Consider the following 25,232-nt stretch of genomic DNA (forward strand, 5'->3'; position numbering starts at 1 on the left):
ACACACGCGGAGACGGTCCCGAACAGCGTCGGGTTCAGTCTTTGCACTCGACCTTGTTCACGGGGCGGTAGACGGTGGTGAACCCGTCCTGCGTCGTCCGTCCCGAGCTGATGTCCTTGAGGGTGCGGGTGATCTTGATCGACCATCCGCCCTTCGGCGCCTGCGGGGTGCAGGAAGGACCGCTCTCGGTGACGGATCCCGGTGAAGTGCGGTTGAACCGGTCGGAGGCATCGGCCGAGACCTCGTACTTCTTGACGCCGAAGACCTTCGCATGGACTTCCCCGCCCTTGAGGTACATGTCGAGGACGACCGGTGACTTCGAGGTGTTCGTGAACTTCAGGTCGATCGAGGACCAGTCGAGCGTCGACTCCCGGCCCTCGGGGTAGCGGGAGATGTAGCGCGAGTGGGCCTGGTGCTCGTCGAGGTCGAATCCGGCGAAGAACGCCGCATTGAACAGAGTCGTCGACACCTGCGAGACTCCCCCGCCGTAGTCCTCCTTCATCTGCCCGTCCGAGATCACGCCGGCGGGCTTGTACCCGTTGGCGCCGGTGCGCTGGCCGAGGGCCTCGTTGAGGGAGAACTGCTCACCCGGTTGCAGCACGGTTCCCGAGACTTTCTTCGACGCCACTCGCAGGTTGGTATCGCGGTTGGGATCGGAGCTGTACCCGGTGGAGAAGTGGGAGACGGTCGAGGACATATCCGCCTTCTCCGCGTCCTTCGTCGTGAAGTCGGGTTTGACCGAAGCCAGGGAGACCGTCGGGTTCTCGTCTTTGCCGTTGATGGCATCGGTGACCGCGGCGCTCAGTTCCTTCGCTTTGATCCCGATGCCGTCCTCGGCGGGAACGACCTGCGGCTTTCCGTCCTTGATCGTGTAGCTCGCATCCTTCGCCGGTTTGCCGATGCCCTTGTTCGCGGCGAGCACCGATTCCTGCAGTTCGTCCTGGTCGAAGACCGGAACGAGTTTCGAGTCCTTCGCCTTGAATGTCAGCGTCTTCGCAATGATCTTCGGAGAGACACTGAGCTCACCGCCCTTGACGGACGAGTCCGCGCCCTTGCCGGGCTTCGCGGTGATCGTCACGTCTGCGCTCACCGCATCCTCGGCGAACCCATCGGCCGTCTCCTGCGCCTCGTCGGTGGTGATGTCCGGTTCCACGTCGCTCGGTTCGACGGGCAGCGCCCCGTCCGTGCGCAGCCAATGCTTGTCGATCGCGGTGCGCACCTGTGCGGTGTCGACAGTCTGCCCGTTCTCACCGTCCTTGACCTTCGGAGTGGTCTTCTCAAAACTCAGCTCCGCGTTCGTCGGTTCGACGGCAAGCGATTCGGTGACCTTCGCGGTGGCGGAGTCGAACTTCTCCTCATCGACGTCGATGACCGGGGCGACCTTGTCCTCCCCGAACAGGCGGTGCCAGATGACGGTGGGGTCGAGGGAGAATCCCGTGACTCGCTCGACCGTCGCCTCGGCGTCGAAGGTGATGCCGGCCTTCGTCGGATCGAGTTTCGCCGTCGGCTCCCCGGCTTGGAGCACAATCGTCTTCTCCGCCTTCTCGCGCAGATCGTTGCGCAGAGTGTTCTCCGCTTCGGTGGCGCTCTTGCCGCCGATGTCGATGCCGGCGACGGTGGTTCCCGATCCCAGCACGCGTCCGCTGAAGAATCCGATGATGATGTAGAGCGCCGCAAGGACGACGACGCTGAGCAGGACGACGACGGGCCAGATCTTCTTCCGCGCGTCATCACCGGCCGGCCGCCGGCCGGGGTGCGAGTTTCCGTCGGATAGGGTCTGAGTCGACATCATTCTCCCGAGAATGTCGTGAACGACTGGTTCGGCTGTGTGCGGACGAGTCTAACGAGTCTAACGAGTTCGACTCGGCCCGCGCACACTGATGAATGAGAACACCGCTGCCAGCAGCATCGGTCCCAGCAGCCAGACGACGGAACGCAGCATACCGGTGACGATCATGTCGGCGCCCGGCAGCCAGCTCGGCTGTCCGAGAATGTAGGACAGTACGGCGATGACCACTGCTGCCAGGAGCATCGGTGCGCTGCTGCGATACATCGTCTTCAGATGCCACAGCCCCGCCGCGGCCAGCAGCAGAGACAGCACGAGGCCCCACGGCAGAATGAGCGGAGTATCGCCGAGGTTGACCACCGTGGCATTGAGATGCTGCATGGCACCGAGCAAGGCGATGATCACCGCGAGCACGGCAGCGTGCAGGTACGCGAAGACCCCCGGTCTGCGCGGTTCCCGACGACGACGCATCGGCGCCGCACCCTGTTCCTGGGCATCCACCGCTGCGAGGTCGAGACCGGTGAGCACGTGCGGAGCCGGACCCTCACGCAGCGCCTCGGCGGGAATCTCAGCTCCGGCACCGATGGAGAAGTACTCGTGATCGCCGATCGCCTGCCCGACGCCGTTCGACAGGGCGAAGAAGCGATCGGAGACGCTGACCTGGGTGCGGTGGGCCTGCAACGCTGCGCGTTTGGCCGGGAGCACCGAGGACACATCCTGACCGATGACGATCTGACCGACCGGAGGTTTGGCCGGGATCGAGTCGGCGGCGGCGAACCCGGTGGCAGCGAATCCATCCTGAGCGGGGTCGAAGATTCGGCGGGCCACCTCGGTGGGGGTGTCGACAAAGAGCAGCCGACCGACCCGCCATTCGGCGAGGTCGATCGCGGCCGTCGTCGCTTCGTGGACCCGGACGTGGTCGGGGTGGCCGTAGCCGCCGTTGGCGGCGTAGGTGATGACCGCGTGCGGGCAGAAGGCGTCGATGACAGCGGCGATGTGCCGTGCCACGGTCGTGAGATCGGCCGCGCACAGGGCATCCTCGGACATCTCGGAGGCGGGACGGGCATGACCGTCGGGGCCCCATTCCATCCCCGAGTCCTCGAAGACGCGTGTGGATCCGCCGAGGAAGGTGTGCAGGCGCACCCCGAGGGCACGCATCGCCTCGGCGATCTCCTGTTCGCGGACCTCCGCCAGACCGGCACGTTCGCCTTCGAGGTGTTTGAGCTCGGCCGGGATCACCTCGCCGCCCTCACCGCGCGTGGCGGTGAGGACCATGACCTCGGCACCCTCGGAGACCAACGCGGCGATTGTGCCTCCCGTCGTGATCGTCTCATCGTCGGGATGAGCGTGCACGAGGAGGACGCGTGGCGTGGTGGTCATGTGTTCCTGGGTGCTCTGGGTGCTCGAGGTCATACGGTGTGCTGGATCAGGCGTTCTGGCGGCGCAGCTTGGCGTAGAGCTTCGCACGTTCCTTCTGATCGAGCTCAACCTTGCGGATGCGGATCGCACCGGGAGTGACCTCGACGCATTCGTCCTCACGGGCGAATTCGAGGCTCTCCTCCAGGGTGAGCCTGCGCGGCGGGGTGAGGTTCTCGAAGGTGTCCGCCGAGGCCGAACGCATGTTCGTCAGCTTCTTCTCCTTCGTGATGTTGACGTCCATATCGTCGGCCCGGGAGTTCTCGCCGACGATCTGGCCCTCGTACACCTCGGAGGTGGGTTCGACGAAGAAGGATCCGCGGTCCTGCAGGTTGATCATCGCGTACGGGGTGACCACTCCTGGGCGGTCGGCGACGAGCGAGCCGTTGATGCGGAACTCGATGCTGCCGGCCCACGGGGCGTATCCGGCGGAGATCGTGTTCGCGATGCCGGTGCCGCGGGTCTCGGTGAGGAAACGGGTGCGGAATCCGATGAGACCACGCGCGGGAACCTTGAATTCCATGCGCACCCAACCGGTGCCGTGGTTGGTCATGGTCTCCATCACACCCTTGCGGGCGGCGAGCAGCTGGGTCACGGCGCCGAGGTAGTCCTCCGGAACGTCGATCGTGAGCTCCTCGAAGGGCTCGTGGAGTTTGCCGTCGACCTGCTTGGTCACGACCTGCGGTTTGCCGACGGTGAGTTCGAAGCCCTCGCGCCGCATCTGCTCGACGAGGATGGCCAGTGCGAGTTCACCGCGCCCCTGCACCTCCCACGCGTCTGGACGCTCGGTCGGGACGACCTTGAGCGAGACGTTGCCGACGAGCTCCTGATCGAGACGGTCCTTGACCATGCGGGCGGTGACCTTCGTCCCCTTCTCGCGGCCGGCCAGAGGCGAGGTGTTGATGCCCACGGTCATCGAGATCGCAGGATCGTCGATGATGATCGCCGGCATCGGCTTCGGATCGTTGATGTCGGTGAGCGTGTCGCCGATCATGATGTCCGGGATGCCGGCCACGGCGACGATGTCACCGGCCGAGGCCTCCGTGGCGGGGACGCGGTCGAGCCCCTGGGTCTCGAGCAGTTCGGTGATCTTCACCGAGCTGATGTCGTCGCCGCGGGCCCATGCCACCTGCTGGCCCTTCTTCAGCGTGCCGCCGAAGATGCGCAGCAGAGCCAGACGGCCGAGGAACGGCGAAGCGTCGAGGTTCGTCACGTGGGCCTGGAGGATACCGTCGGAGTTGATCTCCGGGGCCGGGATCGTCTCGAGGATGGTCTTGAACAACGGCTCGAGGTCAGGGTTGTCCGGAACCTCTCCATCGGCGGGCTGTTCGAGGGAGGCGGCACCTGCCTTCGCGGCCGCGAAGACCACGGGCACGTCGAGGACGGCGTCGACGTCGAGGTCGGGAACCTCATCGGCGAGATCGGAGGCCAGCCCCAGAAGCAGGTCCTGCGCTTCCTCGACGACTCCGTCGATGCGGGCATCGGCACGGTCGGTCTTGTTGATGAGCAGGATCACCGGCAGCTTCGCCGCCAGCGCCTTGCGCAGAACGAAGCGCGTCTGCGGCAGCGGGCCCTCCGACGCATCGACGAGGAGAACGACGCCGTCGACCATGGACAGTCCGCGTTCGACCTCGCCGCCGAAGTCGGCGTGGCCGGGTGTGTCGATGACGTTGATGACGATGGGGTCTTCACCGGCCGAAGGGCCGTTGTAGAGGACCGAGGTATTCTTCGCGAGGATGGTGATGCCCTTCTCGCGTTCGAGGTCACCTGAGTCCATGACGCGTTCGGCGAAGTCACCGTGTTCGCTGAACACACCGGTCTGCCGGAGCATGGCATCGACCAGCGTGGTCTTGCCGTGGTCGACGTGTGCGACGATTGCTACATTGCGGCGGTTTTCCCGTCGTGTGATGGCTTCAGTCATCAAGAACCTTTTGAGATAGAGAGATCGGTCCAGCCCGGACCCAACAGACAATTATACGCACCACCTGCACGCTCTCGCGTGCAGGTGGCCGTCAGGTTGAGCAGACTCAGGCGTTCATCGTGGCTTCGAGAACCGCGTCCCTGGCCTCTCGACGCTTGCGCTGCTCCCTCGGATCCGGGACCGGAACCGCCGACAGCAGGCGCTGTGTGTACGGGTGGACGGGGTTCGACACGACCTGCGAGGACTTGCCGATCTCGACGAGGTAGCCGTGGCGCATCACCGCGATGCGCTCAGCGATGCGTTCGACCACTGCCAGATCGTGGCTGATGAACATGCATGCGAAGCCGTATTCCTTCTGCAGGCCTTCGAACAGGTCGAGGACCTTCGCCTGCACGGACACGTCGAGCGCCGAGGTCGGCTCATCGGCGATGAGCAGCTTCGGTCGCAGAGTCAGTGCGCGGGCGATGCCGATGCGCTGCCGCTGACCACCGGAGAGCTCGTGCGGGTACCGGTTGCGCATCGACGTCGGCAGCTCGACCGCGGTCAGCAGCTCCTCGACGCGCTTGCTCAGCCCGGGTCCCTTCATCCCCTCATGGAGGTAGAGCGGTTCGCCGATCGACTCACCGACGGGCAGTCGCGGGTTGAGTGAGGAGCCTGGATCCTGGAACACGATGCCGACTTCCTTGCGCAGCGGTCGCATCTGCTTGTTGCTCAGACCCTTGATGCTCGTGCCGTTGACGACCATATCGCCTTCGACAGTGGGCAGGAGGCCCAGAGCGGCACGCCCGATCGTGGTCTTGCCCGAACCGGACTCGCCGACCAGACCCACGACTTCGCCGGGAGCGATCATGAGATTGATGTGGTGGGCGGCGCGGAAGGCCTTCTTCCGTCCGATCGCGGGATATTCGATCGCAGCATCGCGCAGCTGCAGGGCAGAGGGCTTCGAGAAGTCCGCCTGCGAGCCGGGATGGTAGTACGTCTCAGTGGAGTCCATCTCGATCTCGCGGTGATCCGGCTCGTTCGCCTGAGCTCGTGCCTCGGCCACAGCCATATCAGCGGCCCCGGCCTCCGAGAGACCGTCCCCGCCGGCACCGTTGTCCTGCAGCCCGACAGGGTCAGACACGTGCGAGGCCTGGTCAGAGCTGATATCGCTCAGCGAGGCCTTGACATCTCCGATGCTGCCGCCGAATGCTTCGTTCTCGGTTCCCGCACCGAGGTGGGGAACAGCATCGAGCAGCTGCTTCGTGTACGGATGCTGGGGTTGATAGAAGATCTCCTCCGCCGTGCCCGATTCGACCACCTGGCCCGCGCGCATGACGATGATGCGGTCGGCCATATCCGCCACCACGCCCATATCGTGTGTGATGAGGATGATGCCGGCGTCGAGCTTCGACTTCAGCTCGCGCATGAGCTTGAGGATCTCGGCCTGCACCGTGACGTCGAGCGCCGTGGTCGGCTCGTCGGCGATGAGCAGCTTCGGCTGGCAGGCCAGGGCCTGCGCGATCATGATGCGCTGCCGCTGACCACCGGAGAGCTGGTGCGGGAAGGAATGGAAGCGATCCTCGGGGTCAGGGATCTCGACGAGCCGCATGAGCTCGAGAGCCCTCTCTTTGGCCTCGCTGGGACCGATGTCGAGGTGGACGCGCAGCGTCTCGACGATCTGGTAGCCGGCGGTATAGACCGGGTTGAGCGCGGTCATCGGCTCCTGGAAGATCACGGAGATCTCGTTGCCGCGGACGTGCTGTATCTTCTCCGGCGGCATCCCGATGAGCTCACGCCCACCGAGCTTCGCCGAACCGGTGGCTCGACCGTTGCTCGGCAGGAGCCCGAGCAGAGACATGCTCGACTGCGACTTTCCCGAACCGGACTCACCGACGATCGCCAGCACCTCACCGGCGTTGACGGTGTAGTCGAGGTGTTCGGCGGCCATCCACCATTCGTCGCTGACCCAGAACTGGACGCCGAGGTCCTTGACCTCGAGGATCGGGGACCCCTTCTTCGACTGGGCATCTGCTGTGTTCTCAGTCATCAGTTCGCCCCTTTCTGCGCCATGCGTTCGGCTTTCTTCATCTTCCTCCAGCTCGGAATGGTCTTCATCCTCGGGTCGAACGCGTCGCGCAGGCCGTCGCCGATGAAGTTCACGCACAGGGCGATGATGATGATGAACAGACCCGGCCACCAGAACAGCCACGGCCGCGTGGCAAAGGAGGTCTGGTATTCGCTGATGAGCTGGCCCAATGAGATGCCGGGCGGCTGGATGCCGAAGCCGAGATAGCTCAGCGAGGCCTCGAGGACGATCGCCTGGCTCATGATCAGCGTCGTGTTGACGATGATGACGCCCATGGCATTGGGCAGCATGTGCTTGAACATGATGCGGAAGTCGCTCGCTCCCGCCACACGGGCCGAATCGACGAACTCCCTTTCGCGCAGTGACATGAAGTCACCGCGGACGAGACGGGCCAGGCCTACCCAGAGGATGCAGCCGAGCGCCAGGCCGAGCATCGGACCGCTGGATCCGCCGACGAGGACGCCGAGGATGGAGCCGACGACGATGACCGGCAGGATGATGAAGCCGTCGGTGATGCGCATGAGGATCGAATCGACCCAGCCGCGGTAGTAGCCTGCGACGGCACCGACGATCGTACCGATGACCAGGCACACGGCGCCGATGATGAACATGACCATGATGGAGATCTGAGTCCCCTTCATCACTCGGGCGAAGTTGTCGCGGCCGATCTCGTCCTGCCCGAACGGGTGGTCCCCGAGGGAGAAGATCGACGACAGCGACCACGTCGGCGCACCACCGGGATTGGCCACCTGCCCGGAAGCCGTATGGGAGAACTTCCACCAGCCGGGCAGGCCGCCGATTCCCTGCGCGCTGAAGGCGAAGATCGCCACGAGCACGAGGACGATGATGCTGATCATCGCACCCTTGTGACGGAGGAACTTGCGCAGGACGATCCTGCCCTGCGACAGGCCTTCGGTTTCCTTCGACTCGATCGCATTGTCCCCGACTTCGTCGAGAGCGAGAGCGTTCTGATTGTCGTTGTTGGTACTCATGCGTTCACTCGGATTCTCGGGTCGAGGACGGCGTAGAGGAAGTCCGCGACCAGGTTTGCGATGATGGCGAGCAGACCCGTGATCAGGATGTAGGCCATGACCGGATCGAGTTCGGCCTGCCTCATCGAGTCGATGAAGAGCTTGCCCATGCCGTTCCAGCCGAAGATCGTCTCCGTGATCACGGCACCGCCGATCATGGTGATGATGTCGACGGGGATGATCGACGCCAGCGGCAGCAGTGCATTGCGCAGGGCATGGCGCATGATCACCGTGCGCTCGTTGAGGCCTTTGGCTCGCGCCGTGCGGATGTAGTCCTGCCCCATGACCTCGAGCATCGAACCGCGGGTGTAGCGGGTGTAGGAGGCGAAGGAGATCAGCACCAGAGCGATCGACGGCAGCAGCAGGTGAGTGAACGAGTCGAGGTTCGTGATCCAGAAGTCACCGTCGATGTTCGGTGCAGAGGCACCGATCGTCGCGATCGGGCGGTTGTTGATCGCTGGGTCGTTCGAATAGTCCTGCCAGCCCTGCAGCACGCGGTCGGCGAAGATGAGCACAGCCACGATGATGGCAGTGAAGCTCGTCGTCCGTGCAGTGTCCCAGGGATCCGGGCCGCGGAATGCCAGTCCGACTGCGATGGCGATCGCGATCGCGACGATGAGGAGACCGAACATCCACAGCCAATTCATCCCGACGTAGTAGAAGAGGTTCATCAGCGGCCAGTAGAGCAGCGCGCCGATGACGACTGTGGTGAGCGAGGCGTAGAGCACGCGGCGATTCTTCAGCCCCGTCGACAGGAACGTCATCACGACAGCCGCGCCGGCGCCGATGACGACGACACCGAGGAGACCGATCGTCGGCTGCTGCATCCAGCCGCTGGCGAGGATGTAGTAGACAGTGCCGAAGGTGATGAGAGCGGCGGCGGCAAAGGTGATGATCCGTCGTCTGGCGCTGCCGCCGAGCGCACCCATCCAGAACAGCCCCATCGCCACACAGCCGATGATGATCGGCCACCAGGAGTCCAGTGTCGGATCGTTGATGAAGTTGTTGATGTCGATCGCGCCGTACTGCTTGAGCAGCACTGCCACCCAGAAGACAGGCAGCGAGTAGAGGAGGAACGAGACGAAGGTGATGAAGTAGTCGAAGCCCGAGTACTGGCGGATGGCCGAGATCATACCGACGGCGATGCCGAAGATGATGGCCACGATCGTCGAGGCGGTGATGAGCTTGATCGTGTTGACGATCGCGCCCTGCAGCTGGTCGGTGACCTCTTGGCCGGACTTCCAGGCGATGCCGAAGTCACATTGGCCGATGGCGCAGCCGCCCACACCGGCGAGCCACTTGAAGTAGCGCACGACTGCGGGGGTGTCGAGGTCAAGGAGTCGACGACGCGACTCGTAGAGAGCTTCGATGTTCGGAGAGGTGCTCGAACGCAGGTCCCAGAAGAAATCCAGGGCCACGTTGAGCAGGAGGTAGAGGACGAAGGTGACGACAAGCAGCACGAGCACAGTCGAAAGGAGTCGTCGGAGGATGAATCTGATCATAGCGGGCTGTCCGTTTCAAACTTCTGAAGACGCCGTTATGGGGACCACACAGTGATCCCCACAACGGATGGTGTGTGGAGAGGAACCGACCAGGGTCAGTTCGTCTCCCACTCCCAGTAGTTCCACATCAGAGTCGGTGAAACGGTCGTCGACGACGCATTCTTCAGCTTGTCGCTGTAGATGAGCAGCTCGGGGTGCTGGAACAGCGGTGCGCCGAAGGCATCGTCTGTGAGCTGCTTCTCGAGTTCCGTCGACAGCTTCTCATGGTCCTCTTCGGGTGCCACGAGGATCTTGTCGAGGATGTCGTTCGTCTCGTCGCTCGAATAGCCCCCATAGTTGTTCTGAGCACCGGTGCGGAAGTTCGCATCGGCTTCGGTGATTCCGGTGCCTTCGGACTGCCATCCGAAGATCGACACATCATATGTCCCATCACCGAGGCGAGTTCCCCAGTTGACATCACCGACGTCTTCGATCTCGAATCCGGCCTTCTCCGCCGATTCCTTGACCAGCTGGAACTCCTGCTGGCGCCGGGAGTTCGTGTTGTCGTACATGACACGGACCTTAGGTGACTCGACGCCCGCCTCCTTGAGGAGCTTCTTCGCAGCGTCGACATCGACCTCTTCGTAGGCGTCGATGCCATTGCCTGCGACGATACCGTCGTACAGCGGGGATCCGGGCACCTGGTTGAAGGAGTCACGAGTGACAGCTTCATCGTTGAGCGGCTTGATGATCTTGTCGACGATGTCCTGACGCGGGACGGTGTGCAGGAACGCCTGCCGCACCTTCTTCGCCTTCTCCTCGTCTCCGCCGTTGGCTTCGGGGTCGAAGGGCCCCTTGTTGTCGAAGGTGAAGTCGACATGCTCATAGGTCGCGCCGTCGCCGGCTTCGACGGTGACGCCGTCGAGGTCCTCGGCAGCCGAGAGCACGTCAGCCGTCGCCTGCGGCTGGGTGAAGTCGACTTCGCCGTTCTCCACCGCCTGGACCATGGCCATCGGATCACCGTTGTAACGCACGGTCACGGTGTTGACCTTCGGTTTGTTCGGGCCCGTGTAGTTGTCGTCGAGTTCGAGCGTGAGGTACTGGCCTTCTTCGAACTTCGTGATTTTGTACGGTCCGTTGTGGACGAGGAGATCCTCGTCTTTCGGCATCGATGTGAAATCGAAGCCGGTGTTCCAGGTGTTCGAGATCTTCGAGAGCTTCTCGGTGTCCTCGTCCTTGATCGCATCGAGGATGGCCTGCTTGCCCTCTTCCGGATCATCGACGCCGAGAGCCTTCTTCGCGACGATATGCGAAGGCACTCCCACGCCATCGGGACCGATGCCGAACTCGTCGGCCCAATCGGCATAGGGTTTGGTGTATTCGAAGGTGAGCTCCTTGCCGTCATCGGAGATCTCCGGGAAGTCCTTGATCAGCGATGCCCCGACAGTCGAGGAATCGAAGTAGACAGTCTTCGCGTCGTTCTCCTTCACCGCTCCGTCGTCGTCGTTGTTCGACTCGACGGTGTTGAAGTTCGTCGACCTGCCGGCCCAGGTCAGCGCCAAGTCAGCGGCGTCGACGGGTGTGCCGTCGGACCACTTTGCATCGTCGTTGAATGTGTACTTGACCTTCAGCGGATCTTCTGAGACCTGCTCCACCGTACCGAGGTTGCCGTCCTGAACTTCGAGGTTGTCGTCGTAGTACCCGAAGTTGTCGTTCATCAGGTAGGTGAGGAGGGCATTCGAGGCCGCATTTCCGTTTGCGGTCTGGGTATTCATCGATCGGAAGGACTCATTCCACCCGATATTGAGTGTTGAGTTGTTCGACGACTCTTCATCATCGCCTCCGCCAGGGGGTGTGCAGGCGGTGAGCACCATTGCAGCGGCAGCCACAGAGGCGCCGGCCGCGAGGAAGCGCTTGTTCACGTTCTCTCCTTGTTGTTCTAGGGCGAGTCACCCTCGTACGTGCACCCCAAAACCGGAGTGCATTCCGGTCACATCCGCAGCGTCGGCAGAGGCCGAAGCACATGTGACCGCGTTCATGTTTTTCACATGGATTGCATCAAAGCTAATTCACTGAGGACTGTGACCGAGTCCACATAATGAGCAAATTTCGCAATCGTTACCGTTTCGAGACTAAGAGAACAGACAACTTTTGCTCAGTCTCAGTGGATAGGATGAACAGGTGGCTGACAGTGAGATAGATCGCAATGACACCGAGCCGACCGTCGTGCGGACGACGAGCTCGACGGCTCTGTTCTTCATCGTCGGCGGGCTCTGCGCCTTGGGTGTGATCTCCATCGTCTTCGGCGATTTCACACTGCGCGGACTCGCCGCCGCTGGCATCCCGCTGGCCGTCGGCACCTTGGTCTTCGTCTTCTACCGGTATCCCCGTGTCGAGCTGCACCGCCGGCAGATCGTCTTGGTCAATCCCCTGCAGACCGTGACGATCCCATGGAACCTCGTCGACGGCTTTGAGACCCACTTCGGTCTCAGCGTGCGCACTCATGCGAAGAAGTTCGCCTCATGGCCGCTGGCCGGCAAGGGCAAGAAGTGGGAGAAGGACGAGCACGGTATCCGCCGGCTGGTCGAGGATCCCAACCCGGCCGTCGACACCGTGCTCGAACGCTATTCGGCTCTCAGCGACGAAGAGCTGGCCAACCCAGGCGGGCAGCGCAGGGTCGAGACGAGATGGAACATCGGCATCGTCGCCGTGGGACTCCTCGCCATCGCGTGGGCGCTCATCGGCTTCGCCGCACTGCCGAGCTGAGGAACTCTCTGAAGGCTCTCACCATCGTCTGAAGCCTGCGCAGGACCGCGGTCACCACCCGCGTTCGCGCCACTCCCCCAGTTTCGGGCGCTCGTCACCCAGAGTCGTCGAGTCTCCATGCCCGGGCAGAACGAGCGTCTCATCCGGAAGCTCACCGAAGATCCGATCTTCGAGGTCGTCCATCAGAGATGTGAAGTCCTCGGCCGACCAGGTCTTGCCCGGTCCGCCTGGGAACAGCGAATCGCCGGAGAACAGGATCGTCTTTCCCCCGTCACGAAGGAGCAGCGCTGTCGAGCCGGGAGTGTGTCCGCGCAGTCCGATGGCCTGGAGGACGAATCCGCCGAAGTCCCCGACGTCGAGGTGATCGACGGAGTGCGCGATCTCTACGCCTTCCGCCTCGGTGATGGCGGCCGCGTCCGCGGCACCGGCGATGGTCATCGCCTCCGGATAGTTCGCCGAGGTGGCCTGCAGAGCCCGGATATGATCCCAATGCTGGTGCGTGGTGATGATCGCCCGCAGAGTCGGCTCGGCTTCGGTGTCCTGGGCGCCGGAGCTGATGAGATCGGCGATCCCATCGGCATCATCAGCGGCATCGATGAGCACCTGGGAACCGGTCTCCCTGCCTGTGAGCAGGTAGACGTTGTTCGCCATCTCGGAGACCGCAATAGATCGGATGACGACGTGCTCGGTTTCGATCGTGTTCATTTCCGTACTCCTCAATCTGTTCTGTCTCGGCTCGATGTCTTCTGTCTGGGCGAATGGTTCGGTGATGGCTGGTCGGGTGCCCCGATCGCTGCGGAGCGTCCGCAGCGATCACGGATGGATCACCAGGATCCGCGCGTGTACTGCGGAGGGTAGGGTCCGGGTTCGACGCCGAGCACGTGGGCGGCGCGCTGTGGCCATGAGGGTTCGCGCAGAGCGGCTCTGGCCATGAAGATCGCATCGGCCTGACCCGTGCTGAGGATGGTCTCGGCCTGCTTCGGGTCGGTGATGAGTCCCACGGCTCCGGTCGGGACGCCTTCTGCCCGAATCGCTGCGGCCAGGGACACCTGGTAACCGGGACCGATGGGGATCCGCACCGGATAGTTGCCGCCCGAGGAGACGTCGATGAGGTCGACTCCGGCTTCAGACAGAGTACGGCTGACCTCGGCGGCCTCGGCGACGTCGAAACCGCCGTCGGTCCATTCGCTCGCCGAGATGCGCACGAACACCGGCACATCGTCTCCGACTTCGGCGCGCACCGCGGCATAGACCTCGTGCAGCAGTCGAGACCGTCCGGCGAGGTCGCCGCCGTATTCGTCGCTGCGCTGATTCGACAGCGGGGACAGGAACGAATGGAGCAGGTAGCCGTGAGCGGAGTGGAGCTCGACGAGATCGAAACCGGCGTCGATCGAACGACGGGCCGCAGCGGCGAAGGCGGCGACCACCTCGGCGATATCGTCCTTGGTCATCTCCGCAGGCTCGGCGAGCTTCGGATAGGCGATGGGGCTGGCGCCGAACGTCGGCCACCCGCCCTCGGACTCGGGCACGCTGCCCTTCGGTTCACCGGTGAAGGGACGATAGGTGCTCGCCTTGCGGCCGGCGTGAGCGAGCTGGATGCCGATGACGCTGCCCTGGGAGTGGACGAAGTCGACGACCGCCGACCAGGAGTCGGCCTGATCGTCGTTCCAGATCCCGGCGTCCTGCGGTGAGATGCGCCCTTCGGGGACGACGGCCGAGGCCTCTGTGAGGATGAGTCCGAATCCGCCCTGCGCTCGGGCACCGAGGTGGACGAGGTGCCACGGGCCGGGCATTCCGTCTTCGGCTTCGCAGGAGTACTGGCACATCGGGGCCAGCCAGATGCGGTTGGGAATCTCGGTCCCCCGCAGAGTCAGCGGTTCGAACAGCTCAGTCATGCCATCAGTCTGCCAGTTCCGCTCGTCCTCAGACAGCGATCCCGAATACCGGAACGGCGAGCAGATACACCGTGGCGGTGATGAGCACGATGCCGATGACATTGAGCCACAGCCCGCCCTTGACCATCTGCGCCACGGTGACATATCCCGAGCCGAACGCCACCGCGTTGGGTGGGGTCGCGACCGGCAGCATGAACGCGCACGTCGCGGCCAGGGCAACGGGAATCGTCAGCAGCAGCGGGTCGAGGCTGAGGCCCATGGCCACTCCGCCGACGACCGGAACGAACGTCGCCGCGGTTGCGGTATTCGAGGTCAATTCTGTGAGGAAGAGGATGATTGCCGCGAAGATCGCAACGACGAGCATTGTCGGAAGAACCCCGAGACCACTGGTGGTCTTGCCGATCCATTCGGTCAGGCCCGAATCCGAGAACTGTGCGGAGAGAGCGAGCCCGCCGCCGAAGAGCAGGAGGACTCCCCAGGGCAGCTTCTCCGCCGTCGCCCAGTCGAGGAGCCGAACTCCCCGGTTTGCTCCGCCGGGGATGAGGAAGAGCAGGAGCCCCACGACCATGGCGATGCCTTCGTCGCTGATCGGCGGCTCGTCAAAGATCAGCGGCAGCGAGATCCAACTGACGGCGGCAAGGACGAACATCGCGAGCACGAGCTTCTCACCTGTGGACATGGGGCCGAGTTTGGCAAGTTCATCGCGGATGAGCTCACGCCCTCCGGGAATCCTGTCGATCTCCGGTCTGAACAGTACCTTGACCAAGAGGAACCAGGCGATGGCCATCATCACCACCGACAGGGGCACACCGACGATCATCCACTGGCCGAAGCCGATGGAGATGTCGTAGTTGTCTTTGAGATAGCCGACGAGGAAGAGATTGGGAGGAGTGCCGATGATGGTGCCCAGCGACCCGATCGACGCGGAGTAGGCGATGCCGAGCATGAGCGCGGTGCCGAAGTTCGACTTCACGACCGCGCCGATGCCGGTGTCATCGCCGCCGTCGCTCGGTCTGTCGGCAGCGCCGACGGCGTCTTCTGTCCCGTCTCCGTCAGGATCCGCCGTTTTGTTGAAGGCGGTGCCCACAACCTTCGACACGATCATGAGCACCGACATGCCGATCGGCAACATCATCACTGCGGTCGCCGTATTCGACACCCACATCGAGATGAACCCGGTGGCGATCATGAAGCCAGCGATCATCGGTCCTGGCCGGTCACCCATGATGCTCAGCGTCACGAGTGCGATGCGACGGTGCAGATTCCACCGCTGCATCGCCAGGGCGATGAGGAAGCCGCCGAGGAAGAGGAAGATGATCGGATTCCCGTACGAGGCGCCGACGGTCTCCATCTCGACGTCCGTGCCGAACACGGGGAACGCCACGAGCGGAACGAGGGAGGTCGCTGCGATCGGCAGCGCTTCCGTCATCCACCAGGCCGCCATGAGCACCGCGACCGCCGCGGTCAGTTTGGCACCATGCCCGATATCGGCAGGCATGATCGCATAGATCAGAGTGGAGAAGATGAGGCCGAGCAGGAACCCGGTCCACCTGATTCGCAGGGTGGTGCGGCTGATTCCGGGTTCTCGTTCCCCGGGAGAGCGCAGGTCGACCTCGGTGGATGTGAAATCAGGGGAACTCGGGCGCGGGGACATTCTCACTCCTCATCGAGCAGGTTTGCCTGTGCTTTGGCACAGCCTACTCCAGAAGTGGTCTCACCATCGACAGAGGAGCCCTTGACCCGTGGGCGCAAGCGTTCCTACAGCTGGCCGCAGAACTCCTGGATATGGTCGGCGACGATCTCGGGGTGTTCGACCATCGACAGGTGCGCCGAGTCCGGGATCGTGACGAAGTGCGCGCCCTCGATCTGCTGGGCCATCTCTGACATCGCCTCCGGGGTGCAGCCGGGGTCCTGGGCCCCGGCCACGACCAGCGTCGGGGTGCTGATCGAACCGAGCTTTCCGCTCAGATCGTAGGTCTTCAGCGCCGAGGCGGCCGCGCTGTAGACCTCATCATCGACCAGCGCGAGGTCGGAGAGGATGAGGTGACCGGTGGCGATGTCCTCGCCGAGGAATCCGGCGGCGAACCACCGGTCGGCGGTGTCATCGACGATGCTCCGGGTTCCGTCGGCGCGGACTTGGCCGATGCGTTCGTCCCATGACTCCGGGGTGCCGAACTTCTCGGCAGTCGCGCAGGCGATGAGTCCTGTCAGGACGTCGGGATGGTTCAGTGCCAGAGTCAGACCGACAGCGCCGGAGATCGAGACTCCGCAGTAGGCGAAGGACTCGACCCCGACCTCGGCGAGGGACTCGACGACACCGGAAGCCAGCGCTTCGACTGTCAGCGGGGCGGCCGATCCACCGTTGGCCACGGTGTGCCCCGGAAGGTCGGTGAGGTAGATCTGATAGTCGTCGGCCAAGCGTGCGGCTACGGGCGTCCACAAGGGCATCCGTGTGCCCAGAGCGTTGCCGAAGACGAGGACGGGAGAACCGGGATTGTCGTTGAAGGCACGGACGGCGATGCGCATGGAGGCTCCTTGAGAACTTGAGGTGCGTCGGAAATTCGACTGGATGTGACGGAAGTCGACGAGCTGGATGCGACGGGGAAGCTGTGTCGGGATCGGTCAGGAGTCTGTCGTTGAAAGCCTACCGTCGGAGTACTCGAGATAACAGCTCGGGCACAGTGATTCATAGGTCACAGTGTTGCCGTCGATGGCGACCTGATCGCCGTCGAAGATGAACCGTCCGTCCACGAGCCGGCCGTTGAACATGGCCTTGCGACCGCAGCGACAGATCGTCTTGAGCTCCTCGAGGGTATGGGCGATCTCGAGCAGCCGGGCCGATCCGGGGAACGCCTTCGTCTGGAAGTCCGTGCGGATTCCGTAGCACATCACCGGCACCGAGGCATTCGTAGCGATGCGCATCAGCGAATCCACTTGGACAGGGGTGAGGAACTGCGCCTCGTCGATGAGCAGGCACGAGACCGGGACCTTCGGAGCGTCGATGGACTCGATGAGGGCATCGTGGTCGACGTAGTCCGCATGTTCGGCATAGATCGTCTCAACGTCGCCGTCGGCGGGGATGACGAAGTCGACCTCTCGAGTGACTCCCAGCCGGGACACGATCTGCGATGCTCCCTTGGTGTCGATGAGCGGTTTGGCCAGCAGGACCCGCTGACCGCGCTCCTCATAGTTGAAGGCCGCCTGCAGCAGAGCGGTCGACTTGCCCGAATTCATCGCTCCGTACCGGAAGTAGAGTTTGGCCACTGTCGTCCTCTTTCTGTTGTCCGTGCCGACACAGAAGACTACCGGGTGCCGACGTCAGATGTGAGCACCATCATCGGCCTGACCCGACTGCTGAAATGGCCCAGAAGGTAGGATGGAGGGCGACAAACCCCAAGAAGATGCGGAGTGGTCCACAACTATGGCTAAAATCATTTACACGCGCACGGATGAAGCGCCGCTTCTGGCGACGTATTCGCTCAAACCCATCATCGAAGCCTTCGCCACATCGGCCGGCGTCGAGGTCGAGACGCGAGATATCTCCCTTGCCGCGCGCGTGCTGGCCCAGTTCAGTGACCGCCTGCCCGAAGATCAGCAGGTCGGCGACGCCCTGGCCGAACTGGGCGCTCTGGCCCAGACGCCCGATGCCAACATCATCAAGCTGCCGAACATCTCGGCTTCCGTGCCGCAGCTCAAAGCCACCATCGCCGAGCTGCAGGGACAGGGCTACGAGCTGCCCGACTACCCGGAAGAGCCTTCGACCGATGAAGAGAAGGACATTCGGGCACGCTACGACAGGGTCAAGGGCTCGGCCGTCAACCCGGTGCTGCGCGAAGGCAACTCCGACCGCCGCGCGCCCGAGGCCGTGAAGAACTTCGCCAAGGCCCACCCGCACTCGATGGGCGAATGGTCCAAGGAATCGAAGACCCGCGTGGCCACCATGGACTCGCAGGACTTCCGCGACAACGAGAAGTCCGTGATCATCGATGCCGATGACACGCTGACGATCCGCCTGCGCACCGAATCCGGTGAGACGCAGGTCCTCAAGGAGTCCCTGCCCGTCCTCGCCGGTGAGATCATCGATGCCACGAAGATGGATGTCGCCGCTCTCGACGAGTTCGTCAAGGAGCAGATCGAGCACGCCAAGGCCGACGGAGTCCTGTTCTCCGTCCACCTCAAGGCCACGATGATGAAGGTGTCCGACCCGATCCTCTTCGGCAAGGTCATCGAAGCCTTCTTCCCCGAGGTGTTCGCCGAATACGGAGACGTCCTCGCCGAGGCGGGGCTGACCTCCGACAACGGACTGGCCGCGATCCTCGCCGGCCTCGACACCCTGCCTGCCGACGCTGCAGCCGGCATCAAGGCCGGAATCGAGAAGGGCCTGGCCGACGGACCTGACCTGGCCATGGTCAACTCGCACAAGGGGATCACGAACCTCCACGTCCCCTCCGACGTCATCGTCGATGCCTCGATGCCCGCGATGATCCGCGTCGGCGGCAAGATGTGGAACAAGGACGATCAGACCCAGGACACCCTGGCCGTCATCCCCGACTCCTCCTACGCCGGCGTCTACCAGACCGTCATCGAGGACTGCAAGGCCAAGGGCGCCTTCGACCCGCAGACCATGGGCACCGTGCCCAACGTCGGTCTCATGGCGCAGAAGGCCGAAGAGTACGGCAGTCACGACAAGACGTTCGAAATCGCCGCGCCCGGAGTCGTCGAGGTCGTCAACTCCGCCGGTGAGGTGCTCATGAGCCACGAGGTCGCCGCCGGTGACATCTGGCGCGCCTGCCAGACCAAGGACATCCCGGTCCGCGACTGGGTCAAGCTCGCTGTCACCCGTGCCCGTCTCTCGGACACCCCGGCCGTGTTCTGGCTCGACGAGACCCGTGCGCATGACAACAACATCCGGTCGAAAGTCGAGGAATATCTCCGCGACCACGACACCGAGGGACTCGATATCCGGATCATGAACCCGGCGGAGGCGACCCAGTTCTCCATCGACCGCATCCGCGAGGGCAAGGACACCATCTCGGTGACCGGCAACGTGCTGCGCGACTACAACACGGACCTGTTCCCGATCCTCGAGCTCGGCACCTCCGCGAAGATGCTCTCCGTGGTTCCGCTCATCGCCGGCGGCGGACTCTTCGAGACCGGTGCCGGCGGTTCGGCTCCCAAGCACGTCCAGCAGCTCGTGGAGGAGAACCACCTGCGCTGGGACTCCCTCGGTGAGTTCCTCGCCCTGGCCGAATCGTTCCGCCACGAGTTCAATGTTCACGGCAATGAACGTGCCGGCGTCCTCGCCGACACCCTCGATGCCGCCACGGGCAAGTTCCTCGAAGAGAACAAGTCCCCGTCACGCAAGGTCGGCGAGATCGACAACCGCGGAAGCCACTTCTACCTCACCCTCTACTGGGCGGAGAACCTGGCCGAGCAGACCTCCGACGAAGCGCTGGCCGAGGCCATCGCACCGGTGGCGAAGGCTCTGGCCGAAAAGGAAGAGACCATCGCGGCCGAACTCCTCGAGGTGCAGGGCAGCCCGGTCGACCTGGGCGGCTACTACTACCCCAACGATGATCTGGTGAACGCGGCGATGCGTCCGTCGGCAACGCTCAACGAGATCATCTCCTCCCTGAGCAAGACCGTCTGACCCACTGCTCGACACCAACTGAGGAAGAGTCCCGGCAGCCCCTGCCGGGACTCTTTCTGCAAACCACCCTGGTTCTGCAATCCACCCTGGTGCGCCCCATCAGCAGTTATGATGGGGCGCATGAGTACTCAAGACCCGCGTGGCGATTCGCAGACGCCCGAAGAGCTCCTGGCCGAAACCGATGCAGTCCTCGGCAGCGATACTCCCGCGACGGGCGAGGCCGCCGCTGCAGACAAGACTCGGGAGATCTCCCCACACGAATCAGCTGAACAGACTCAGCCTCCGGCCGGACATACCGACGAACAGTCACAGCCTCCGGCCGGACACACCGGTGAGCTGCCGTCGACGAAGGCCGGGTCCGGAATGTCGGCGGGCATGTGGGTCTCGCTCATCCTCGGCGCCGTCATCGTCGTCCTCCTGCTCATCTTCATTCTGCAGAACAATGTCCCCGCCGAGTTCAAGTACTTCGGCTGGCAGTTCGAACTGCCTCTGGGCGTGGCTATGCTCTTCGCAGCCATCGGCGGCATCCTCATCGCCGGGATCATCGGGTCGGTGCGGATCTACATCCTCGGCCGCAAGCTGAAGAAGATCAACAAGGCTCTGGGCCGCTGACCGATGGCGCACCACCCCAACTTCACCGAACTGTCCACCGAGCTGCCCGTGACTCTCATCCTCGCCGATACTTCGGCTGAGGCGGCGTGGGCACGCGACGACGATTCCGTGCTCACCGAGCAGGAACGCAACTATGCACAGGAATTCGACGCCGAGGCGGCCGTGACCTGGTCAGCCGGTCGTGTCGTCCTCCGCCATGTGCTCGCAGCACATCTGGACCGGGATCCCGCTGCGATCGAGATCCGCCTCGATTCGGCGGGCAAACCACGCCACGATGAATGTGAGTTCTCGGTGTCTCGGTCTCGACGCCTCGTTCTCGTCGCCGTCGCCGACGACCCGGTCGGGCTCGACATCGAAGCGGTCCCCGAACGAGATGTCGCCCTCGAGGCTGTGCATCTGCTCCACAAAGATGAGCGGGCCGAGCTCGAGGCCTTGTCCGACGAGGACTTCGCCGCTGGATTCGTCCGCGTGTGGGCGCGCACCGAGGCCTTCCTCAAAGCGCTGAGCACGGGCCTGGCTCGCGATCCCGGTCTCGACTACATCGGCGCCGGGCCGCACCCGAACTCACCGCATCCGGACGTCGACATCCACGACCTCGAGGCTGGCATTCCGGACGGTCATATCGCTGCGATCGCGTTCAATCGCTGACTGTCTCTCCGCGCTGGCTTTCTCCCCGCGCTGACTGTCTCTTCGCAGAGTCACGCCGATCAAGCATTGCCGCGTCTGACCGCCCGCCGCACACGTTCACACCACAAACTACCCGCCGATCAAGCCTCGCCGCGGAAATATGCCCGTAGACGACCACAAATCCGCGCCAGCGCTTGATCGGCAGGAATCATGCGGCGCCGAACAGGTGCTCTGGGACGGCCGTTCGCCGAGACCGGACCGTTCACGCCGATCAAGCACTGCCGCGTCTGACCGCCCGCCGCGCACGTTCACCCCACAAACTACCCGCCGATCAAGCATTGCCGCGGAAATATGCCCGTAGACGACCACAAATCCGCGGCGACGCTTGATCGGCAGTGAGAATGTGTGGCGGCGCTTGATCGACGGCGGACGTGCGCAGGCGGTTGGTCGACAGTGAGCAGGTGGCGGGGGTCAGGGGCTCTGTGAGTCCTCTTCGCTGAAAGAGGGACCGTTCTCGCCGGTGGTGAAGACCACAGCGATGCCCAGCGAACCCACACCCATCAGAACGAAGAGTATCCAACCACCGGCGGGATTGCTCGCAGCAGCGAGGACGAGGCCGATGACGACGGCGACGATGAGGAGCGCGTCGAAGACCATCGGGAACTTCAGATAACGCTTCTCTCCCTTGCTCACGGCATAGGAGATCTGAGTGGCGGCGCTGAGGAAGAACAGCACCAGAGCGGTGATGACCAGCCAGCGCGGGGCGAGGAAGAAGTCCTCGAGTCCGCGGACGAAGATGAAGCCGGCAACGGCCAGCAGCAGCTTGATGATCCCGTCGACTGCGAATCCCGAATTCCTCATGACTGGATTCTACTCAACAGGGTCTTCACTTCTCCCAAGGCCTCCTGCAGCACTGAGGCCTCGACGTTCGAATGTGCGATGACCAGACCATGCCTGACCTCATCACCGCCGGTCCAGCCGCGGGCCAATGAAGCGACGAGAATGCCGCGGTCGGCCAACTGTCGCAGCAGACTCTCGGCCTGCTCCTGAGTCGTTTCGATGACGAGGGTACGTCCGTCATGGACCAGACCGGGGATCGGACCGAGCTCCCCTACGACCTCCTCGGCCGCCCGCAGTCGACGTCGGCCGCGGGAGATGCGACGACGCAGCCCGCCGGAGCCGAGGTAGGTGGCGATGGCCATCTGCAGAATCGGTGAGAAAGCGGGCCCCAGTGCCGTGCGCGCGCTTATGAGCTTCTCCGAGATCTCCCCGCGGGCGATGACGTATCCGGTCGATACTGCCGAGGTCAGCAGAGTGGAGAAAGTGCCGATATGGACGACCTCGGCAGCACTGCCGGTCGATGATGCGAGATCGAGAAGTGTCGGGAGCACAGTCCGGGTGAAACGGGCCTCACTGTCGTAGTCGTCTTCGACGACGACGGCATCGCCCCTGGCCGCCCAGTCCAACAGCCGGGCACGCTGGTCGACCGGCATCGGTGTCCCGTGTGGGAACTGGTGATTCGGAGTCACGACGGCGGCCCCCACATCGGCTGGAGCCGGCGACGAGGAGGCAGTGTCCAAGGGCACGAGATGTTGGTCGGTCATTGCCTGCCGCAGGCCTGGGAAGCCCGGATTCTCCACGGCGATGGAACCGGCGGTGCCGATGCTCAGCAGCAGCCTCAGTCCGTCGCGAGACCCGCTGGTGAGGATGATTTCATCGGGGTCGACTGCCATGCCGCGCGCCAGTCGCAGATAGTCGGCGATCGCCCAGCGGGCACGGGGCTGGCCCAAGGGATCGATCGGCCCCGGGTCGAGGTCGAGCGATTCCCTCCAGGCGCGACGAAAGGCCGGTTCGCGCAGTGGGTCATCACCGCCGAATCCCGGACGCAGGTCGACATAGTTGCGTAAGAGCCGCCTCGGTGATTCGGGAATCCGGCGCTGCGGACGCAGTGTTCGCGGTGCGGCGGGCAGGTCAGGGTTGATCCGCGTCGCCGAGCGTTCGAAGGCGACGAGGAATCCCTCGACGGCGAGCTGCGCATAGGCAGTCTCCACGCTGCCGCGGGAGATTCCGAGGTGCTTGGCCAGCCGACGACTCGAGGGCACCGCGTCCCCGGGACGCAGCGTACCGTCCGAGATGAGACGGCGCAGCTCCTGAGTGAGCTGATCGGGCAAGGGAGTCGGCAGACCCTTGTCGACACTCATCGGCAGCGCGATGCCCTCGGTCTGCGTGCGGCCCTGTGACGTCGAAACCATCAGACGATCATAGTGCGACAATGCGCATCTGGCCTAAAATACTTGACTCTTTCTGGCTCTCACAGTGAGCCACTCGGCAGTTTAGGCTAGTCGGGAACGGCCGTTCGCCCCGAAGAAGCATGATCCTTCCGATACTTGGCAGCAGACCGCGATCACTCTGCGCTGCACCCAGTGTCGGCCCGGATCGACTCCGCGACAGTGAATGGACTGGCACCACAATGACCGAAACACAGACCCTGCTCAACACCGGACTTGCCCAGATGCTCAAGGGCGGCGTCATCATGGACGTCGTCAACGAAGAGCAGGCACGCATCGCCGAGGCGGCCGGAGCCTCAGCCGTGATGGCCCTCGAACGAGTCCCCGCAGATATCCGCGCTCAAGGCGGAGTCGCCAGAATGAGCGATCCCGATCTCATCGACTCGATCATCAGTGCCGTGTCCGTGCCGGTCATGGCCAAGGCCCGCATCGGGCACTTCGTCGAAGCACAGATACTTGAGACCCTCGGCGTCGACTACATCGACGAATCAGAGGTCCTCTCCCCCGCCGACTACGTCAACCACATCGACAAGTCTGTCTTTAAGGTGCCGTTCGTCTGCGGTGCGACCAACCTCGGTGAGGCTCTGCGCCGGATCACCGAAGGCGCATCGATGATCCGGTCGAAGGGTGAAGCAGGAACCGGCGACGTCTCCGAGGCGATGCGTCACCTGCGCACCATCAACTCTGAGATCCGTGCACTGGGTGCGAAGAGCGAAGACGAGCTCTATGTCGCGGCCAAGGAGATCGCTGCCCCTTACCACCTGGTCAAACAGGTCGCCAGCCTCGGCCGGCTGCCCGTCGTGACGTTCGTCGCCGGAGGCATCGCCACCCCGGCGGATGCCGCGATGATGATGCAGCTCGGTGCCGACGGCGTCTTCGTCGGCTCCGGAATCTTCAAGTCCGGCAACCCCGAGGCCCGTGCGAAGGCCATCGTCGAAGCGACCACTCACTTCGACGATCCGCAGGCTGTGGCCAAGGCTTCCCGCGCACTCGGCGATGCGATGGTCGGCATCAATGTCGCCGATGTTCCCGCACCGCACCGCCTGGCCGAACGCGGCTGGTGAGAGTCGGCGTCCTCGCCCTCCAGGGAGCTTTTCGTGAGCACCTGCTCATGCTCGGCTCCCTGGGGGTCGACCCCCTCAAGGTCACCAAGTCCGACCACCTCGACGCCATCGATGCGCTCATCCTGCCCGGCGGAGAGTCCTCGGCGATGGTGCGCATCGCAGCCGGCACGGATCTCTTCGCGACCCTGCGCGAACGCATGACCGGTGGTCTGCCGGTCTTCGGCACCTGCGCGGGGCTCATTCTCCTGGCGGATCGGCTCAGCGATGATTCGCTGGGCGGCTACGACCGCCTCGGTGGGCTCGATATCACCGTGGCCCGCAACGCCTATGGTCGCCAGCGCGAGTCCTTCACCACCCCGCTGACCGTCCACGGACTGACCGAGCCGGTCGACGGCACATTCATCCGGGCCCCGCAGATACTCGATCTCGGGCCCGACACCGAGGTGCTCGCCCGGCATGACGGTATGCCCGTCCTCGTTCGGCAGGGGCAGGTGTGGGGAGCCAGCTTCCACCCCGAGTTGGGGACGGACCGGCGAGTCCATGCAGAATTCCTCCACCGCCACGGTGCGGCTGTATAAAGATTGAGGCATAACAGCGCAGGCATTGCAGACACTCAAAGACGGATAC

Annotated in this window: 20 protein-coding genes; 6 read left to right on the forward strand and 14 right to left on the reverse strand. The window is 63.7% G+C overall.

All coding sequences use genetic code 11. The features are described from left to right. Positions 1 to 34 precede the first annotated feature (34 nt). The 7 genes from ACQE2J_RS12405 to ACQE2J_RS12435 form a co-directional block, all read right to left on the reverse strand. The gene (locus tag ACQE2J_RS12405) at positions 35 to 1,792 is read right to left on the reverse strand and encodes a VanW family protein (protein ID WP_240689684.1); all 1,758 of its coding nucleotides are present in this window, start codon (positions 1,790 to 1,792) and stop codon (positions 35 to 37) included. A 57-nt stretch (positions 1,793 to 1,849) separates the two neighbouring features. Then, positions 1,850 to 3,166: a PIG-L family deacetylase gene (locus ACQE2J_RS12410; RefSeq protein WP_426936404.1), complete on the reverse strand. Its 1,317-nt coding sequence runs from the start codon at positions 3,164 to 3,166 to the stop codon at positions 1,850 to 1,852. 46 nt (positions 3,167 to 3,212) lie between these two features. Then, entirely contained in the window at positions 3,213 to 5,123 is a 1,911-nt protein-coding gene (gene typA / locus ACQE2J_RS12415) for a translational GTPase TypA (RefSeq protein WP_135538812.1), read from the reverse strand. A gap of 106 nt (positions 5,124 to 5,229) precedes the next feature. After that, on the reverse strand, positions 5,230 to 7,152 hold the full coding sequence (locus tag ACQE2J_RS12420) for an ABC transporter ATP-binding protein (protein ID WP_135807570.1): 1,923 nt from the start codon (positions 7,150 to 7,152) through the stop codon (positions 5,230 to 5,232). Then, positions 7,152 to 8,183 carry an ABC transporter permease gene (locus ACQE2J_RS12425; protein WP_135807571.1) on the reverse strand — a complete coding sequence of 344 codons (1,032 nt, stop codon included), beginning with the start codon at positions 8,181 to 8,183 and terminating at the stop codon, positions 7,152 to 7,154. The genes ACQE2J_RS12420 and ACQE2J_RS12425 overlap by 1 nt, the downstream gene beginning before the upstream one ends. Continuing rightward, positions 8,180 to 9,724, reverse strand: coding sequence for an ABC transporter permease (locus ACQE2J_RS12430; RefSeq protein ID WP_135807572.1), 1,545 nt, complete (start codon positions 9,722 to 9,724; stop codon positions 8,180 to 8,182). The genes ACQE2J_RS12425 and ACQE2J_RS12430 overlap by 4 nt, the downstream gene beginning before the upstream one ends. Before the next feature lie 95 nt (positions 9,725 to 9,819). After that, on the reverse strand, positions 9,820 to 11,625 hold the full coding sequence (locus ACQE2J_RS12435) for an ABC transporter family substrate-binding protein (protein ID WP_135807573.1): 1,806 nt from the start codon (positions 11,623 to 11,625) through the stop codon (positions 9,820 to 9,822). A 259-nt stretch (positions 11,626 to 11,884) separates the two neighbouring features. Between ACQE2J_RS12435 and ACQE2J_RS12440 the strand changes: the two genes are divergently transcribed. Continuing rightward, complete coding sequence (locus tag ACQE2J_RS12440) at positions 11,885 to 12,469, forward strand: hypothetical protein (protein ID WP_240688448.1); 585 nt, start codon at positions 11,885 to 11,887, stop codon at positions 12,467 to 12,469. A gap of 51 nt (positions 12,470 to 12,520) precedes the next feature. Here ACQE2J_RS12440 and ACQE2J_RS12445 read toward each other — a convergent pair whose 3' ends face one another. From ACQE2J_RS12445 to ACQE2J_RS12465, 5 genes are all read right to left on the reverse strand, one after another. Continuing rightward, on the reverse strand, positions 12,521 to 13,174 hold the full coding sequence (locus ACQE2J_RS12445; protein ID WP_135807574.1) for an MBL fold metallo-hydrolase: 654 nt from the start codon (positions 13,172 to 13,174) through the stop codon (positions 12,521 to 12,523). Positions 13,175 to 13,293: 119 nt separating this feature from the next. After that, the gene (locus ACQE2J_RS12450; protein WP_135807575.1) at positions 13,294 to 14,364 is read right to left on the reverse strand and encodes an NADH:flavin oxidoreductase/NADH oxidase; all 1,071 of its coding nucleotides are present in this window, start codon (positions 14,362 to 14,364) and stop codon (positions 13,294 to 13,296) included. 28 nt (positions 14,365 to 14,392) lie between these two features. Next, positions 14,393 to 16,018: an SLC13 family permease gene (locus ACQE2J_RS12455; RefSeq protein WP_135807576.1), complete on the reverse strand. Its 1,626-nt coding sequence runs from the start codon at positions 16,016 to 16,018 to the stop codon at positions 14,393 to 14,395. Positions 16,019 to 16,122: 104 nt separating this feature from the next. Beyond that, entirely contained in the window at positions 16,123 to 16,890 is a 768-nt protein-coding gene (locus ACQE2J_RS12460; protein ID WP_135807577.1) for an alpha/beta fold hydrolase, read from the reverse strand. Between the two features lie 96 nt (positions 16,891 to 16,986). Beyond that, the gene (locus tag ACQE2J_RS12465; RefSeq protein ID WP_135807578.1) at positions 16,987 to 17,628 is read right to left on the reverse strand and encodes a thymidine kinase; all 642 of its coding nucleotides are present in this window, start codon (positions 17,626 to 17,628) and stop codon (positions 16,987 to 16,989) included. Positions 17,629 to 17,785: 157 nt separating this feature from the next. Between ACQE2J_RS12465 and ACQE2J_RS12470 the strand changes: the two genes are divergently transcribed. The 3 genes from ACQE2J_RS12470 to ACQE2J_RS12480 all read left to right on the forward strand — a co-directional run bounded on the left by ACQE2J_RS12470 (position 17,786) and on the right by ACQE2J_RS12480 (position 21,274). Next, positions 17,786 to 20,014 (forward strand): NADP-dependent isocitrate dehydrogenase, encoded by a 2,229-nt coding sequence (locus tag ACQE2J_RS12470; RefSeq protein WP_426936405.1) that lies wholly within the window; start codon positions 17,786 to 17,788, stop codon positions 20,012 to 20,014. Positions 20,015 to 20,134: 120 nt separating this feature from the next. Then, the gene (locus tag ACQE2J_RS12475) at positions 20,135 to 20,626 is read left to right on the forward strand and encodes a LapA family protein (protein ID WP_135807580.1); all 492 of its coding nucleotides are present in this window, start codon (positions 20,135 to 20,137) and stop codon (positions 20,624 to 20,626) included. A gap of 3 nt (positions 20,627 to 20,629) precedes the next feature. Then, positions 20,630 to 21,274, forward strand: coding sequence for a 4'-phosphopantetheinyl transferase family protein (locus tag ACQE2J_RS12480; RefSeq protein ID WP_426936406.1), 645 nt, complete (start codon positions 20,630 to 20,632; stop codon positions 21,272 to 21,274). 450 nt (positions 21,275 to 21,724) lie between these two features. On the opposite strand, the gene ACQE2J_RS12485 is transcribed toward ACQE2J_RS12480, so the two are convergent. Continuing rightward, positions 21,725 to 22,114, reverse strand: a complete 390-nt coding sequence (locus tag ACQE2J_RS12485; protein WP_426936407.1) for a hypothetical protein — start codon at positions 22,112 to 22,114, stop codon at positions 21,725 to 21,727. Beyond that, positions 22,111 to 23,505 carry a PLP-dependent aminotransferase family protein gene (locus tag ACQE2J_RS12490; RefSeq protein ID WP_426936408.1) on the reverse strand — a complete coding sequence of 465 codons (1,395 nt, stop codon included), beginning with the start codon at positions 23,503 to 23,505 and terminating at the stop codon, positions 22,111 to 22,113. Before ACQE2J_RS12490 ends, ACQE2J_RS12485 begins: the two co-directional genes overlap by 4 nt. Before the next feature lie 218 nt (positions 23,506 to 23,723). Between ACQE2J_RS12490 and pdxS the strand changes: the two genes are divergently transcribed. Beyond that, positions 23,724 to 24,605, forward strand: a complete 882-nt coding sequence (gene pdxS, locus ACQE2J_RS12495) for a pyridoxal 5'-phosphate synthase lyase subunit PdxS (protein ID WP_135807584.1) — start codon at positions 23,724 to 23,726, stop codon at positions 24,603 to 24,605. Beyond that, positions 24,602 to 25,183, forward strand: a complete 582-nt coding sequence (gene pdxT, locus ACQE2J_RS12500; RefSeq protein ID WP_346763128.1) for a pyridoxal 5'-phosphate synthase glutaminase subunit PdxT — start codon at positions 24,602 to 24,604, stop codon at positions 25,181 to 25,183. The genes pdxS and pdxT overlap by 4 nt, the downstream gene beginning before the upstream one ends. Positions 25,184 to 25,232 lie beyond the last annotated feature (49 nt).

The sequence above is a fragment of the Brevibacterium sp. LE-L genome (assembly GCF_050214925.1).
Classification (GTDB): Bacteria; Actinomycetota; Actinomycetes; order Actinomycetales; family Brevibacteriaceae; genus Brevibacterium.

What these genes read in the sequence shown, in the direction of transcription:
- ACQE2J_RS12405 (WP_240689684.1), bottom strand. Translation starts at nt 1,792, where the DNA reads ATGATGTCGACTCAGACCCTATCCGACGGAAACTCGCACCCCGGCCGG.
- ACQE2J_RS12410 (WP_426936404.1), bottom strand. Translation starts at nt 3,166, where the DNA reads ATGACCACCACGCCACGCGTCCTCCTCGTGCACGCTCATCCCGACGAT.
- typA (WP_135538812.1), bottom strand. Translation starts at nt 5,123, where the DNA reads ATGACTGAAGCCATCACACGACGGGAAAACCGCCGCAATGTAGCAATC.
- ACQE2J_RS12420 (WP_135807570.1), bottom strand. Translation starts at nt 7,152, where the DNA reads ATGACTGAGAACACAGCAGATGCCCAGTCGAAGAAGGGGTCCCCGATC.
- ACQE2J_RS12425 (WP_135807571.1), bottom strand. Translation starts at nt 8,183, where the DNA reads ATGAGTACCAACAACGACAATCAGAACGCTCTCGCTCTCGACGAAGTC.
- ACQE2J_RS12430 (WP_135807572.1), bottom strand. Translation starts at nt 9,724, where the DNA reads ATGATCAGATTCATCCTCCGACGACTCCTTTCGACTGTGCTCGTGCTG.
- ACQE2J_RS12445 (WP_135807574.1), bottom strand. Translation starts at nt 13,174, where the DNA reads ATGAACACGATCGAAACCGAGCACGTCGTCATCCGATCTATTGCGGTC.
- ACQE2J_RS12450 (WP_135807575.1), bottom strand. Translation starts at nt 14,364, where the DNA reads ATGACTGAGCTGTTCGAACCGCTGACTCTGCGGGGGACCGAGATTCCC.
- ACQE2J_RS12455 (WP_135807576.1), bottom strand. Translation starts at nt 16,018, where the DNA reads ATGTCCCCGCGCCCGAGTTCCCCTGATTTCACATCCACCGAGGTCGAC.
- ACQE2J_RS12460 (WP_135807577.1), bottom strand. Translation starts at nt 16,890, where the DNA reads ATGCGCATCGCCGTCCGTGCCTTCAACGACAATCCCGGTTCTCCCGTC.
- ACQE2J_RS12470 (WP_426936405.1), top strand. Translation starts at nt 17,786, where the DNA reads ATGGCTAAAATCATTTACACGCGCACGGATGAAGCGCCGCTTCTGGCG.
- ACQE2J_RS12475 (WP_135807580.1), top strand. Translation starts at nt 20,135, where the DNA reads ATGAGTACTCAAGACCCGCGTGGCGATTCGCAGACGCCCGAAGAGCTC.
- ACQE2J_RS12480 (WP_426936406.1), top strand. Translation starts at nt 20,630, where the DNA reads ATGGCGCACCACCCCAACTTCACCGAACTGTCCACCGAGCTGCCCGTG.
- ACQE2J_RS12485 (WP_426936407.1), bottom strand. Translation starts at nt 22,114, where the DNA reads ATGAGGAATTCGGGATTCGCAGTCGACGGGATCATCAAGCTGCTGCTG.
- ACQE2J_RS12490 (WP_426936408.1), bottom strand. Translation starts at nt 23,505, where the DNA reads ATGGTTTCGACGTCACAGGGCCGCACGCAGACCGAGGGCATCGCGCTG.
- pdxS (WP_135807584.1), top strand. Translation starts at nt 23,724, where the DNA reads ATGACCGAAACACAGACCCTGCTCAACACCGGACTTGCCCAGATGCTC.